The 14,536-nt window shown below is 59.3% G+C and carries 14 protein-coding genes; 4 read left to right on the top strand and 10 right to left on the bottom strand.

The genetic code is table 11. The features are described from left to right. Positions 1-123: 123 nt before the first annotated feature. From RSK20926_RS20310 to RSK20926_RS20270, 9 genes are all read right to left on the bottom strand, one after another. Complete coding sequence (locus RSK20926_RS20310) at positions 124-927, bottom strand: AAC(3) family N-acetyltransferase (protein ID WP_008209647.1); 804 nt, start codon at positions 925-927, stop codon at positions 124-126. Next, complete coding sequence (locus RSK20926_RS20305) at positions 911-1,162, bottom strand: acyl carrier protein (protein WP_008209645.1); 252 nt, start codon at positions 1,160-1,162, stop codon at positions 911-913. Before RSK20926_RS20305 ends, RSK20926_RS20310 begins: the two co-directional genes overlap by 17 nt. A 4-nt stretch (positions 1,163-1,166) precedes the next feature. Then, positions 1,167-1,838 carry a cyclase family protein gene (locus tag RSK20926_RS20300; RefSeq protein WP_008209644.1) on the bottom strand — a complete coding sequence of 224 codons (672 nt, stop codon included), beginning with the start codon at positions 1,836-1,838 and terminating at the stop codon, positions 1,167-1,169. 4 nt (positions 1,839-1,842) lie between these two features. Beyond that, the gene (locus RSK20926_RS20295) at positions 1,843-2,472 is read right to left on the bottom strand and encodes a VOC family protein (protein WP_008209642.1); all 630 of its coding nucleotides are present in this window, start codon (positions 2,470-2,472) and stop codon (positions 1,843-1,845) included. Then, positions 2,469-3,902 carry a class I adenylate-forming enzyme family protein gene (locus RSK20926_RS20290; RefSeq protein WP_008209640.1) on the bottom strand — a complete coding sequence of 478 codons (1,434 nt, stop codon included), beginning with the start codon at positions 3,900-3,902 and terminating at the stop codon, positions 2,469-2,471. The genes RSK20926_RS20295 and RSK20926_RS20290 overlap by 4 nt, the downstream gene beginning before the upstream one ends. Then, complete coding sequence (locus RSK20926_RS20285) at positions 3,899-4,957, bottom strand: 4-hydroxy-2-oxovalerate aldolase (protein ID WP_008209638.1); 1,059 nt, start codon at positions 4,955-4,957, stop codon at positions 3,899-3,901. Before RSK20926_RS20285 ends, RSK20926_RS20290 begins: the two co-directional genes overlap by 4 nt. A 171-nt stretch (positions 4,958-5,128) precedes the next feature. Next, positions 5,129-5,926, bottom strand: a complete 798-nt coding sequence (locus tag RSK20926_RS20280) for a glycosyltransferase family 2 protein (RefSeq protein ID WP_008209636.1) — start codon at positions 5,924-5,926, stop codon at positions 5,129-5,131. Then, positions 5,907-6,587: a class I SAM-dependent methyltransferase gene (locus RSK20926_RS20275; protein WP_008209633.1), complete on the bottom strand. Its 681-nt coding sequence runs from the start codon at positions 6,585-6,587 to the stop codon at positions 5,907-5,909. The genes RSK20926_RS20280 and RSK20926_RS20275 overlap by 20 nt, the downstream gene beginning before the upstream one ends. A gap of 95 nt (positions 6,588-6,682) precedes the next feature. Then, positions 6,683-7,495 (bottom strand): glycosyltransferase family 2 protein, encoded by an 813-nt coding sequence (locus tag RSK20926_RS20270; protein ID WP_232281942.1) that lies wholly within the window; start codon positions 7,493-7,495, stop codon positions 6,683-6,685. 148 nt (positions 7,496-7,643) lie between these two features. Here RSK20926_RS20270 and RSK20926_RS20265 point away from each other — a divergent pair, with 148 nt between their 5' ends. After that, positions 7,644-8,573 (top strand): N-acetylneuraminate synthase family protein, encoded by a 930-nt coding sequence (locus RSK20926_RS20265; RefSeq protein ID WP_008209629.1) that lies wholly within the window; start codon positions 7,644-7,646, stop codon positions 8,571-8,573. 208 nt (positions 8,574-8,781) lie between these two features. On the opposite strand, the gene RSK20926_RS20260 is transcribed toward RSK20926_RS20265, so the two are convergent. Then, a complete protein-coding gene (locus tag RSK20926_RS20260; protein WP_008209627.1) occupies positions 8,782-9,612 on the bottom strand; it encodes an ABC transporter permease in 831 nt (276 codons plus the stop codon). 72 nt (positions 9,613-9,684) lie between these two features. Between RSK20926_RS20260 and RSK20926_RS20255 the strand changes: the two genes are divergently transcribed. The 3 genes from RSK20926_RS20255 to RSK20926_RS22225 all read left to right on the top strand — a co-directional run bounded on the left by RSK20926_RS20255 (position 9,685) and on the right by RSK20926_RS22225 (position 14,444). Beyond that, on the top strand, positions 9,685-11,013 hold the full coding sequence (locus RSK20926_RS20255; protein WP_008209625.1) for a sugar transporter: 1,329 nt from the start codon (positions 9,685-9,687) through the stop codon (positions 11,011-11,013). Between the two features lie 28 nt (positions 11,014-11,041). After that, positions 11,042-11,704, top strand: a complete 663-nt coding sequence (locus RSK20926_RS20250; RefSeq protein ID WP_008209623.1) for an ABC transporter ATP-binding protein — start codon at positions 11,042-11,044, stop codon at positions 11,702-11,704. Positions 11,705-11,867: 163 nt separating this feature from the next. Further along, entirely contained in the window at positions 11,868-14,444 is a 2,577-nt protein-coding gene (locus tag RSK20926_RS22225) for a calcium-binding protein (RefSeq protein ID WP_008209620.1), read from the top strand. Positions 14,445-14,536 lie beyond the last annotated feature (92 nt).

Genomic DNA, 14,536 nt, shown 5'->3' with positions numbered 1-14,536 from the left:
AAAGCGAAGGCCACCTGGCCCGTACAGCCTTAAGTGGAACTTCTCTTTACCCCCCCAATTTCAGCGCCCTTATGCCCCGAAAACCTGCCTCTGTCTTCCCGAAAAAGCAGCGGTATTCCCATATTATTCGGGCGTCAAAACCGGTGCTATTCCAGCGCCATCCGCGCGCGTTAGAAGCCAGGGGCGCTCTGGAAGAACCGCATCCAAAAGCTGCCGACAGGCTGTGGTGCGGATCACACCGATCTGACCTCGGCCAAGCGCCTGGGTCTGGAAATCTCCACGCTCCAAAGCCACCCTATGGAAGGGTTCAAAAGCCGCTGCGGTCAGATCATCGCTGAGATAGCGCACATAGATTGTACTCTGCGCTGCACGCTCAATGCCAGCCTCACGGATTGTGCCCTCAAAGCTCTTGTCGAACCGATAGGGCACCTGCCGCTGACGCTCAAGATAATGCAGATAGGTTGAGCCCGCATCAAAGTTCAGATTGCAAATCGCGCCTTCGAGCTGATCGAAGCGCGCAAAGAAACTGCCTGGACCAAAGCTGTTTTCTGGCGCGTTTTGCGTCAGTTCCTGGGCGCGGGCGCCCAGGGCTGCAACTGAATAACTGGGATCCAAGGAGCGTTTGGCATCTGGATGGCGACGGATCCATTCGGAAAAGGCGCCCATGGCAGAGGCGCTGCCCTCCGGATCAAAGACCTCCCCCCTGGAGAAAGAATAGGTAAAGACCGGCACCACCAGAGTGCCGCCCGGCCCCAGCCGCTCGAAGAGAGCCTCAACAAAGGCGGCACAGATGTCGTCCATCGAGCCAGCCCCTTCCATGCGACCAAAAAAGCCAATGTTGGAATGCAGGAACAGCACATCCCCTTCAGCGATCGGCAACTCTGCCAGTGCCCGATCAAGGTCAGATCGATTATACTGAGACCGCATCGGACTTTTTCTCGCTCAGAATCTCCGCCAACCCGGCAATCGAAGAGAACCGGCGATCCTGGAAATCATCGTTGCTGAAGCGGATATCAAAGGCGTCTTCCGCAGCCTCAATCAGCTCGATGACACCAAAGGAATCGATGGCGCCGATATCAAAGAAGTTATCTTGCGGGGCCAAGGAAACATCCGGCGCCTGCGCCGAAAACCATTCTGCCAGCCAAGTCTGGTATTCGCTCATCTCTTTAGTCCTCAAGGATAGCAAACGCCCGCACCGGAGCGCCGTCGCCCTCACGGATCTTCATCGGCGCCACAACCAGGAAGACTTCGCCTTCGGTCGGCAGGCTGGTCAGGTTGACCATATATTCAACCAGCAGGACATTATTGCCCAGCAGGATGGTGTGGTTCGGGGAGTCGTTGTCACTACCACGACCATTCTTGGGGTTGTCCGGCATCGCCGTATCCATACCCAAGAGGCGACAGCCCTGATCCACCAGCCATTGCGCTGCTGCTTCCGACAGATAGGGAGAACGATCATAGTAGCCCATCGTGCCCAGGGTGCTGTCCCAGCCATATTGCAGCAGGACGCGTTCCGCAGAACGGCCCGCCAGCGCCTTTTCCAGATCTTCCGGCTGCACCTCTGCATCCGCGCCAAAGCTGCGCATATCCAGCACTGAAGCGGGACCAACCATTGGATCAAGGGTGATATTATCAATGGTCTCGCCACCATCGATGAAATGGCGCGGCGCATCGATATGGGTGCCGGTATGCGTGCCGATCACCAGTTTCCGGGTTTCTCGGTCCTCAATCCCGTGGCGCCCCAGCTGAGTGATTTCGACAAAGGGATGCCAAAGAGTCGGGAAGGTCTGCATCCCCTCTTCCAGCAGCATGGTGAGATCAACGATGGTACGGCTCATAAGCTCAACTCCTCAACGCTTTTGCGTCTAACTCTATCAGTTCAATCAGCGGCCCGCCCGGCGCCCGCATCAGTGCAATCTTCATGGCGCGCTCGCCAAGGGACAGGTTGAAAACGCCACTCATATCGGTGGCACCCAGGGCCTGCAACGTCTCTGCTTCCTCTGCGATCCGGCGCACATAAAAGGCCAGACCGGTGGCGCCCGCCGCATCCAGACGCGGAGGGGGGGCATCGCTTTGTGCGACCAAGACCCGGCAACGCCAGCTGGGCAAGCGAGCAGCCAGTTCCAAGCTGCCATCCTCCTGAGGTTTGAAGCCCAGGCCCTGCTCGAACAGGGCGCGCAGCTGCTCCGGTTGCGGACAGGCCAGCTCCAGCTGCTCCGCGCCCCAGGTGATTTGCCGGTTTTCCCCGGAAATCGCCCCATGGCAGGTCAGTTCCAGTGGCCAGAGCCCCTCCCCCGCCATCAGCAGGAGATCATGTTCGGGGTGGTAGCTGCCAGTATAGGCCTCTTTAGAAGGGTGGTTCGGCGCTTTCTGATGATAGGCGCTGCGCTGATACCCGCGCGCGCGCCAGGCCTCCTCGGCGGTGTCAATATCATCGGTATTGACCATCAAATGCGCAAAACCAAGGATCACGCCTGAGCCTCTTTCAGCAGGAACTTTTGAACCTTGCCAACGCTGGACCGTGGCAGCCGGTCCAACCAGACATAGCGGTCCGGGCGCATGCTCGCAGCCAGTTTTTCAGTGCACAGACTGCGCAGACGAGTCTGCAACGCGTCGCGATCAACGCCCTCAGCAGCCACCAGATAGGCGCCAATAGCCTCACCCCAGACCGGGTCCTCGACCCCGGCCACCGCCACATCCGCCACATCCGGGTCGCTGGACAGCACGTCCTCAATGGCCACCGGGGAGACATTGACCCCGCCGCGGATGATCAGATCCTTCAGACGTCCGGTGATCCAAAGACAGCCCTCATCGATCTTGGCCACATCGCCCGAGGGCATGCCACCCGCTGCGGTCAGCGGTGTCTCTTCGCGATCCTCAAGCAGATATGTCTCCAGAGACCAGGGCGCATGGACCACCATCTCCTCGACCTCTTCCTGATCCGCCGCGGGGCGGAAGCTAAGCTCCACACCAGCCAGCAGGCTACCCGCATTGGTTTTCACAAGCGCATCTTCACGGCTCTGCAGCGCCACAAAGAGCACTTCGCTCATACCGTAGCTTTCCTGCAGCGGGCATCCGAATTTCTTCAGGAAGGACTGACGGATATGCGAGGTCAGTGGCGCCGTGCCGCAGAAGATCCGGCTGAAGCTCTCTCCGACAGTGGCCGCAATCGCAGGATCCCGCGTCATCCGCGCCAAAACCGCGGCAATCGTTGGGGTGATCCAAATTGTATTGCAGCCCTTAGACTGGGGGAAGCTCCAGAAGTCCAGCGCATTGGCCGGAGCAAAACGCGGCCCCAGAACCACAGAGCCACCGGCCATCCATGGGCAAAGCAGCGTGTTCAGAAAACCGGCCATATAGGTCATCGGCAGTACGTGATACATCCGCGCCGTCGCATCCAGACCCGCTGCTGCATTAAAGGCGGTGGCACTAGCCATCAGCCCGCTCAAGCGGTGACGGACCCCTTTGGGTCGACCGGTTGTCCCTGCGGTAAAGAAGATGGCCCGAGCAGTATCAGCCGCTTCGCCAAACTCAGGTCCGGTTGCTGTGACAAACTCCAGCGCTCGGATCGCCGTCTCATCCTCAATCACGAGGCGTGGCGAAACCCGTTGCAGGATATAGGCCTGATCCTCTTCGCTCAACTCCGGGTTTACCGGCACAAAGCATTGGCCACCAAGGATGCAGGCCAGATAGCTTGCAGCCAGAACCCAGCCATTGCTCAGCCGCAGCGCCACCACATCTCCGGCCCCGATCCCCTGTTGCGACATCCAGTTGGAAATCGCCGCAGCCCGCGCATAGAGCTCACCATAGGTCAGCTCCTGCGCCTCATCGATCAGGGCAGGCGCCTCCCAGCCCTGATCAAAGACACGCTGCAACTCCTGGCTCACATGGGGCATTGTCATTGCTCTTCCCCGTAATACGCCTCGGTCACAAAAACATGGGGTGGATTGTGATTTTCGCTCAGTTCAGCAGCCAGGCGCGACAATAGCTCATCCGGAGCATTGACCTTGTCATGTTTGCACAGCTCAATGATCAAACGCCGGGGGTCAACCCGGTTCTGTTTCGCGACTCGTAGGATCTTGGGCATATAGCTAGAGTGGAACAGCGCCTGACCAGCAGCAATATCCAAAGAGCAGAAACCGCGACGCTCGATCAGCGGGCGCACCAGGGTTTCCCCCAGATCCATTACCTCGATCGGTTCCGCAAAAGCCTCATATCCAGAGCGGATGGTGGCCCCTAGGAACAACTCGGTTGCCGTATTGCCACTGCTACGGCCAAAGCCCTGTAGCGAAGTATCGACCATGGCCGCTCCTTCTTCGAGGCTGACAAGCGAGTTGGCGACTGCCAATCCAAGGTTATCATGCCCATGGAACCCAAGGGGCAGCTCTGGCGCGGCGGATTTGGCCGCTTGCAGATAGGCACGCACCTCATGTGGCAACATCCCACCGGCGGAATCCACCAGATAGACCATCTCAGCCCCATAATCGTAAGAGCGCGCCGCCAGGGCACCAAAGGCTTCCGGCTCCAGCACATAGGATTTCATGAAATTGGCAAAAACCTCGATTCCCAGCTTGCGCGCCAATTCGATGAAGGGAATAGCGCTATCGGCTTGGGCCACATCGGTTCCCACCCTGATAAAGCCGATCCCGTGATCCGCTGCCAGGCGAACGTGATCCAAATTGGCCACTCCGGGAATACAGAACATGCCCCATTTTCCAGAGGTTACGGATTTGGCCGCCGCTGCCATGTAGTCAGCGTCACTGGCCGCAGCAACATTATTGCCGGTTTCCGAGGCCCCCATGCCAACCCCGTGCCCCACTTCAATATAGGGGAAACCGGCCTGGTCCAATGCCCCCCCAATGCTTTCCGTATCAGCCGAAGTGAACTGAAAATCGATCACGTAGCTCCCGTCACGAAGAGTACAATCTAGAACTTTGGGAGCAGGAAGCAGCGACATCGGGGATAATCTCATTTTGCGGCTGAAAGCCAATGGTGAATGAATAGGGGCTTTATGCACAAGAACACGGGATAAAACCAGCCCGCTATGCGGGAAATTTCCCGGCTTTAGCCAAGAGAAAAATAGCATATTCTCTGAATGTCAGACACCTATTCTCAGGCCATGCGCTCCTCACCCCAGGAAGAACCGCAGCCCCTGCCCCATGCCCCCCATACGCCGACGGTGCTTCAGGGCGTAGGCCAGTCGGATCACTGGCGCCCAGGGGCCAAAGACACGGGTGATCATGGCTTGGCGGGCGCGCATAATCCTGGGGTCGGACCAATTGTCACCGGTGCTGTCATGAGGGTGAGAGCCGGTGATCACCGGAAAGGCAACCCCTTTGAGCCCAGCACTCAGGATATCGCAGGTAAAGATATAATCTTCGCCGATCCCGTGGTGGGCCCCCAGGCCAAACTCTGGGTCAAAACACAGGCCTGCCGCGCGGATGCGGTCCAGGTTCACCATGAATTCCGGTGCGCAGATCCGGCCAGAATTAAACCGCGTCAGCCTCTGGCGGGGTGATGCCCCCTCTGGCAGACGCTCCGCACGCCAGCCAGCAGCAAGGGTCAGATCAGGATCCTGGGAAAACGCATCCGCCAGAGCCAGGATCCCAGCCGGATCCAGCGCCTGATCGTCATCCGCAAAAAGCAAAAGCGGCGTTCCAGCTCTTATTAGAGCCTCATTACGGCTATTGGAGAGACCTATGCTGTCCAGGGCAATCACCTGAACATCCAAGCGGGCCTCAAGGGGTTTTCGGGCCTCAACAGCCGCCTCCTCGGGGCGCTGCAAGAGGATCAGATAGCAGATACCTGCCTGTGCTGCGGGCAATCGAATACGAGAGATCCCCTGCCCCAGCGTTGAAACAGCCACTGTGACCAAAGGGGCCTTCGGCCGGGTCTGGGCGTCGGGCTCAGCGCTTGATGCCTGCATAGTTCACCCGGACATTTTCGCGCCAGCCACCCAGAGCATCACATTCGATGAGATTGCCGTCCCGACCGCGCAGATCGCGGCGGCGCTCGGAAAAATCAAAATCCGCATGCAGGCATTCGAGATCCGGAAACAGGGATTTCAACCCCTCTGCGGAGAAACGCCAATAGTCGATTGGACAGGGGTGATAGCGCCAGGAGAACAGAGTGCTGTGCATGGCAACCCCCCCCGGTTTGAGCAGGCGCTGGATCTCCTGCCCTGCCAGCCAAGGCCTGTCGATATGCTCAAAGACATCCAGGCTGAAGATGAAGTCATAGCTCTCATCGGCCAGATGCGGACAATGGGTGATATCGCCCACCATGACCTCTACCTCTGCACCGGGGGCATCCTTGAGATCCAGAGCCTGATAGGCAAAACTCGGAAAGGCCGCCTGGCGCGGATTGAGGCGACCGCCAATCTCCAGCATGGTTCCGCCAGTACAGCCGGCTTGCGCCAGGAGGTTCCGGGCCAGATGCTCAACGCGTTCCCCGCGCGGCAAGGCCTCTTGCCAGTGCTCTTTTTCGACCCGCGCTCGATACATGGTCTCAGCCGCAGAGGGGCTCACCACGCGATCCGGGTTCAAGAACCCCTTGGTCGCGGCCTTCAGCCTCTTTGCTAAATTCATCAAATACTCACCCTGCCGTCATCGTAGATTTTTAAAATATATACCGGTTCTTATCTCGGATTGCTGGCCTTGCCAATCGCTGGGATCACAAGGCATTAGCCCCGGAACAGACGTCGCACCAGATGGTTCGACATGTACCAAGCAGCCTGCCAAGGGGGGCACCCCAGATGCCCCCGATAGAGTTGCCAGGTCGCGCGCATCGCCCGCCCCCGCGGCGCCGAGAGAGAATTGGCCTGCACGTGATGCACCGCCAAGGGCTGATCCAGCCCATGGGCCAGCCCGCCCTGCGCCAGCAGTTTCAGCCAAAGCGCAAAATCCTGTCGCATGCGCAGATCGGGCATCTCCACGGTGCCAAAATGGGCCCGGTCATATAGCGCGGTGAGGCAGCCAATCACATTGCCCTTCAGCAATTGCCTGCGATCCACTGATGCAGGCACCCTTACCTGATGGCGCTGATCCCCGCGCTGGCGCCAGAACCCGGTATAGCTGAAGCCTGCGCCCTGCTCCTGCATGAATTGCAGCTGGTGAGAGAGTTTCTGTGGCAGCCATTCGTCATCCGCATCCAGGAAAGCCAGATAGCGCCCCTGGGCGCGCGCCATGCCCGCATTGCGGGCGGCGGCGGCGCCGCCGTTCTGGGGTTGCTGCAGATAGTGAATGCGCGGATCCGCGCCCGCCAGGCTGGCGCAGATCTTTGCCGATCCATCCCGGGAGCCATCCTCGATCAGCAGCAGCTCCCAATCCGGATAGTCCTGCGCCTGCACCGAGGCAACGGCCCGCGCCAGGGTTGCTTCCGCATTATAGACCGGCATGATCACTGAAACCCGTTCAGAGGAGGCCCATGGTGCCGGGGTGCTAAACTGACCTTTGGCGGTAGCCGCAACTACAGAGGGTGATTTATCGTCTTTCACGGCAGGCCTTTCTGCGTTACCAAGGCGTGATATTGCGGCCCTGGGCCGCTTCAGTTTGGACGAAATTCCGGACCTCTCTTAAACCTCGCCTTCAGCAGAGGTCGAAGGGGGAGGGAACGGAACTCACAAAATACATTGGACAGGTCTTATGACGGAAACACATTCTCCCGTGAAGGTTATTGCCGAAATCGGATGCAATCACAAAGGCGATATGGAGATTGCCAAGGAGTTGATCCGGGTTGCGGCACATGTCTGCAAGGCAGATATCGCAAAGTTTCAAAAGCGCCACAACCGGGAGCTGCTGACCCCAGCGCAATATGATACCCCGCATCCCAATCCGGCGAACTCCTATGGCGACAGCTATGGCGCCCACCGCGAGTTCCTGGAAATGGATACCGACCAGCACAAAGAGCTGATCACTTGCTGTGAAGAAAATGGCATCGCCTATTCCACCAGCGTCTGGGACCTGACCTCGGCCAAGGAAATGGCGGCGCTAAATCCTCCGCTCCTGAAAATCCCTTCGGCCACCAACCAGCACTATGATCTGCAGGGCTACCTCTGTGAGCATTACGGCGGTGAGATCCATGTCTCCACCGGCATGTCCACCGGCCAGGAGATCGTTGATCTGGTGAATTTCTACGCTGAGCGCGGCCGCGCCAAGGATCTGGTGGTCTATTCCTGCACCTCCGGCTATCCGGTGGCCTTTGAGGATATCTGCCTCTTTGAAATCCGCAATCTGATGGAGAAATTCGGCGCCACCGTCAAAGGCATCGGCTTCTCCGGGCACCATCTGGGTATTGCCGCCGATGTGGCCGCCCTGGCGGTGGGTCGCGCCATGGAAGCGGATGGCAAGGGGCATTTCACCCATATCGAACGTCACTTCACCCTGGATCGCACCTGGAAAGGCACCGACCACGCTGCCAGCCTGGAGCCCGATGGGCTGCGCCGCCTCTGCCGCGACCTCAAACATGTGGATCAGGCCCTGGCCTATAAGGGGCAGGAAATTTTGCCGGTTGAGCAGGTCCAGCGCGACAAGCTGAAATGGGTGAAAGCGGATCACGAAACAGCGGCGGAATAATCCCTGCCCGCGAGCAAGACAGTCTTTTACAGATTGCAGGCCGTGCCCCTGGGGGCGCGGCTTTTTTGTTGCCCTTTCCCATTGTGATCTAGTCCATGGGTGGCGATCTGGGATCCCCCTATGGAGCTGCTGTTTCACAAGACCTACCGCATTCACAATGCGCTGGAAACGGATGCCAAATCCCTTGGCCAAATCCCCTGGATAGAGCCTATTTATAGAGGATATCTTTGCTGAATTTACGCAGAAGCAAGAAACCAAAAAAGGCGGGCACTGTGCCCAAGAGCGCAACATAGATCAGTGAGATGTAACCCGGATCATAGGTCGAATAAAAACCGGTCCGCACCAACCCAGTGAGATGGATCAAGGGGTTATACCAGAGGATATTCTGCACCGTCACCGGCAGATCCTCATAGGTATAGAAAATACCAGAGAGCAGCATCAAGGGTCGCGTCAACACCCCCCAGATCATTTTATAAACCGGGAAAGAGAAACTCATATAGGCGTTGAAGATACCAATTCCGACTGCCAGCAGGATCGTCATGGCATAGGTCAACAGAATCGGGCCGAAATCCAGAATGACGCGAATATCCTCGATAATGAAGATACCGGTAAAGATGATAGCCGAGACCATAATCTGGGTCAGCACCGCCAAAATACTGCGGGCGGCCAATGTATCCACATAGGTAACACGGGGATAGGCCAGAAGCGCCTGGTTAAAGGAGATAGAGGCTCCTACCGCGCTGGTCACTTCTTGAAACTGGCGCAGGATCATAAAGCCTGTGGCATAGAACAGCACAAAACTGGTGCCCAGAGAGGGTGAGCGCAGCAGAAAGGAAAAGGCTAGGGTCAAGAGAATGATCATCGCCACGGGCTGCAGGATTGCCCAGATATAGCCCCCCGGAGAGCGCCCATAGGTGGTCGACATCTCCCGCAGGATCAGGGCCACAATCGTGCGCAGCCCCCGATAGCGCAGATTGGTCGGCACCGCTGGCGCAATTGCCTGAGGGGCCGGGAGGGCAGCGGATGAGGTCTCTGTCATTAAAGCTGGTACTTTCGCGCGGCTTGTGAAATCAGATAGGCTATTCAGGAAGCAATTGTTTGGACCATAGGTTTGGCAGATAATCAATCAAATCCCGCCGTCGCAAAACCGGCAAGTGATGAGAGCGCCAAGAAACCGCAGCCCTCTGCCGCGGCCTCCGCCGCACAGGAGGCCCCTGCAGCCAATGCCGCACAGAAGCCCGCAGAAAAACCAAAGCCCAAACCTAAAGCAGCCGCAAAGCCCGCCCCAAAACCCAAACCCCCTGCAGATCCGATCTATGCGCCCGCGCGTCCTGCACGGCGCCAGCGCCGCCATTGGCTTTTGCTGCTCAGCTTCCTCATCTGCGTGATCCTGCCCAGTTTTCTCACCGGCAGCTATCTCTGGACCCGGGCGGTGGATCAGTTCACCTCCAGCGTTGGCTTTACCGTGCGCCGCGAAGATGCGCCCACGGCGGTGGATCTCCTCGGCGGGCTTGGCGCCTTTTCGGGGGCCAGCTCCTCCGACAGCGATATCCTGTTTGAATTCATCCAGTCCCAGGAACTGGTGGAGCGGGTTGACCGCACGCTGGATCTACGCGGCCTCTATAGCCGCCACCGCGGGATTGACCCGATCTTCTCGCTCTCTGCGGACAGCAGCATCGAAGACCTGGTGGATTACTGGCAGCGCATGGTGCTGATCTCCTATGCGCCGGGCACCGGTCTGATCGAATTGAAGGTCCTGGCCTTCACCCCCGAAGAAGCCCGCGAAATCGCCCGCGAAATCTTCAAAGAGAGCAGCGAGATGATCAATATGCTCTCGGCCATCGCCCGCGAGGATGCCACCCGCTATGCCCGCGAGGAGCTGGACGTGGCGGTGGCACAACTGAAGGAAGCACGCCAGGCGCTGACCGCCTTCCGCTCGCGCACTCAGATCGTTGACCCCAGCGCCGATATTCAGCTGCAGATGGGTTTGCTCACGACCCTGCAGCAGCAGCTGGGCACCGAATTGATCGATTATGATCTGCTGCTCACCTCCGTCAAAGAGGGCGACCCGCGGCTGCAGAAGTCTGAGCAGCGCATCGCCGCCATCCGTGCCCGCATCAGCGAGGAGCGCGAGAAGTTTGGCGGCGGCGAAGCCGTAAATGGCGAAGGCTATGCCACATTGGTAGCGGAATTCGAGCGCCTCAGCGTGGACCGGGAATTCACCGAGCAGAAATACACTGCCGCCCTGTCGAATTTTGACGCGGCCCAGGCCCAGGCCCAACGTCAGAGCCGCTATCTGGCCGCCTATCTGAACCCGACCCTGGCCGAAAGCGCTGAATACCCCCGCCGCTTCCTGCTTCTGGGGCTCACGGTGCTGTTCCTCTTGATCGGCTGGAGCACCTCTGCGCTGATCTATTATTCTCTGCGGGACCGGCGCTAAGTCAGAGACCGGAGACGAGAGCAGAATCATGATCACACTGGAGAACCTGACCAAGAGCTTTCCCACCCCCAATGGGCGCAAATATGTGGCGCGCGATGTCAATCTGACCATCCCAAAGGGGAAATCCCTAGCCCTCCTGGGGCGCAACGGGGCGGGGAAATCCACCATGCTGCAGATGATCTCGGGAACCATGAACCCGGATTCCGGCCGCATCCACTCCTCGGGCAATGTTTCCTTCCCGGTGGGCTTTGCCGGCTCGTTCCACCGGGATTTGACCGGTGCGCAGAATGCCCGTTTTGTCGCTCGTATCTATGGTGTCGACACCGATGAGCTCCTGGATTTTGTCGCCGATTTTGCCGCCCTCGGCGGACATCTGAACATGCCGGTGCGCAGCTATTCCTCGGGAATGCGCTCGCGGCTGGCCTTTGGCATCTCCATGGCGCTGAAATTCGATACCTATCTGGTGGATGAGGTCACCTCGGTGGGCGATAGCGCCTTTCGCCGTAAAAGTGCTGCCATCTTCAAGGCCCGAATGCTGGAATCCAATGCCATCGTGGTGACCCACTCGTTGATCGAAGTGCGCAACCTCTGCAATGCCGGCGCCGTGCTGGAGAATGGTGAAGTCACCTATTTCGATGATGTGGAAGAGGCCATCGCCCTGCATGTCAGCAATATGAAACGTGCCAAGTGATCGCGGAACGCCCCTACCCGGCCCTGCCCATTGGATCTGCGCCATTGGACCTGAATTGGAAACAATTCTAAGTATAATTCCCGCTTTGATCACGACGCCTTCCATCCCCCGTTAACCAAGATCTTCCAGCCTGCACCTGTTTTGTTCACAGGTCAGATGGTCAATGACAGGTTTTGCGGTTCTCGGGCATGTTGCCCTGCCTTCACAGTATCACAGCGCCACAGCGCCGATCCTCTTGACTGGTCAGGAAGGGGCGAGCCTGCAACTTCATGCCGGGCGCGGCACAGGGGTGCATGTCTTTGACCTCGCAGGCAGTCAGTTGCGGCTGGAGGAACACCTGACCAGCAACAGCAGCACGGTTGCGGCACAGATTGGCTCTACCTCCTATGCGCTGGAGCGTGCCGCCGTGGAGCGTCTGGTCGCGAGCAGCGATAGGGGCAACCTTGGTCTGAGCCGCTCTGAGGCGTTTTTCTCTGGCCAGTCGGGTTTTGCCGGCGATCTTGCCTCATTGATTTCAACCCCAGTAGGCGGGCGCGAGATCCTGATCGGTGCTGCCCCCGGTGGCAATGGGCTGCAGAGCTTTGAGCGCCAGAGCGATGGCAGCCTCACCCGGTTGCAATGGCGGGGCGACAACAGCTCGAGCTATGCCCGCGATGTCTCTGCCATGGCCAGTCTGGAGCTGGGCGGCAGCCGCTATGTCTTCACCGCCTCGCAGGGGGAATCCGGTATCAGCGGCTATGCGCTGACCGCCGGCGGGCAGTTGAACCTGCGCAGCAGCCTCGGCGCCGCCGAAGGGGTGGGCATGTCTCAAAACTCCACCCTGCTGGCCTTGGAGGTGGGGGGGCGTGCCCTGCTCCTGGCCGGGGCTGCGGGCAGCGGAACCCTCTCTGTCATGGGGGTCAGCAGCAGCGGCGGCCTCAGCCTCTTGGATCAGGTCAGCGACAGCCGCGACAGCCGCTTTGGCGGCATCAGCCTGCTCGAGAGCATCAGCCATAATGGCTGGACCTACGTGGTGGCGGGCGGCAGCGACGATGGGCTGACGCTCTTTGCGCTGCTGCCCAGTGGGCGGTTGATCCTCCTTGATACCCTGGAGCACAGTGCCGGGCTGGGGCTGGAGAACGTCAATGGGCTGGCCCTGCATCTGGAGGGGAATACCCTGCATGTCTTTGCCACATCAGAGATCCGCCCCGGTATCACCCATCTGAGCATTGGCACCACTGCCGGAGAGGTGCTGGAGGGCAGCACAAGTGATCTGAGCGGCAGCAGCGAGGATGACCTGATCCTGGCGGGTGCCGCGCAACGCCGCCTCTGGGGCGGTGCAGGCGAGGATATCTTTGTCTTCGCTGCCGGTGCCAGCCGCAGTGGCGCCAGCTGCAGGGTGATGGATTTCAACCCGGAGGAAGACCGCATCGATCTGCAGGCCTGGGCCGGCCTCAGATCGGTGGATCAGCTGCAGATCACCAGCCACAGCAATGGTGCAACCCTGCGCTATGGGGCCTATGAGCTGCGATTGATCACCTCCGATACGCGCGCCCTGACCTATGAGGATTTCATCCTCAATGACCTCCTGGGCCTCTATCGCCCGCCCCTGCCCACGGATACCCCCCTGGTCCTGAATGGCACCGCGGCGGCAGAGCAACTGGTCGGGGCCGGTGGCAATGACACGGTGCTGGGCCTCGGGGCGGCGGATCGGCTTTATGGGCAAGGCGGGCATGACAGCCTGGCAGGCGGCGATGGTGCCGATCGGATCTATGGCGGCACCGGCAATGACCATCTGTCCGGTGAGGCAGACAGCGACCGCATCGAGGGCGAAGATGGCCACGACAGCCTCTTTGGAGGCAGCGCGCATGACTCGCTCTATGGCGGCATGGGGAATGACAGCCTGGCAGGTGAGACCGGTGCTGACCACCTCTATGGTGGCTGGGGCAATGACACCCTGTCAGGAGATAGCTCCACCGACCGCCTTTATGGCGAAGGCGGCAATGACAGTCTGACCGGCGGCACCGGGAATGATACGCTTTACGGTGGAGCGGGTCATGACCGCCTCTTTGGCAATAGCTCTCTGGATACGCTCTATGGCGAAGGGGGGCATGACTATATCAGCGCCGGCGACGGGGTGGATTTTGTCTCTGGTGGCAGCGGCAATGACACCATCCATGGCCGCTCGGGTTGGGACAACCTGGAGGGCGGCGACGGGAATGACAGCCTCTATGGCTCTGAGGGGGATGATCTGATCCGGGGCGGACGCGATAACGATTGGGTCTCCGCTGGCTCGGCCTGGGATCAGATCTTTGGCAATTCCGGCGATGACACGCTTTATGGCAATTTCGGCTCAGATCAAATTTCGGGCGGCAGCGGGCGCGACAGTCTCTTTGGCGGCACCGGCGATGATACGCTCCGGGGGGGCAGCAGCAGTGATGCGCTTTATGGCAACCAGGGCGTGGATCATCTGGAGGGCGGCAGCGGCAATGACACCCTGCGCGGCGGCACCCTGGCGGATAGCTTTATCTTTGCCCCAAATCACGACAGCGATCTGATCGAGGATTTTACCCCCTGGCAGGATGAGCTGCATTTTGCCTCTGCCCTGGTGGATGGCGCCACAAATACCCGCGCCGTCGTAGAGGAATTTGCCAGGGTCACCTCATTGGGGGTGCAGTTTGATTTCGGCGGCGGTGACCGGCTGCTCTTGCAGAGGCTGGAGAGCCTTAGCGATCTGCATAACGCAATCGAAATCTTCTGAAACTATTTCAGACCAGAGCCCCAGAGGAGGCCGGTAGATCCGGGACAGATGATCAGGCATCAGGGCGCTTGCACTTTGCGCCGATCCCCGGC

The organism is Roseobacter sp. SK209-2-6 (assembly GCF_000169455.1).
Taxonomy (GTDB): Bacteria; Pseudomonadota; Alphaproteobacteria; order Rhodobacterales; family Rhodobacteraceae; genus Pseudophaeobacter.
The sequence above is the reverse complement of the archived record's forward strand: the minus strand, read 5'-3'. Positions and strand labels throughout refer to the sequence as shown.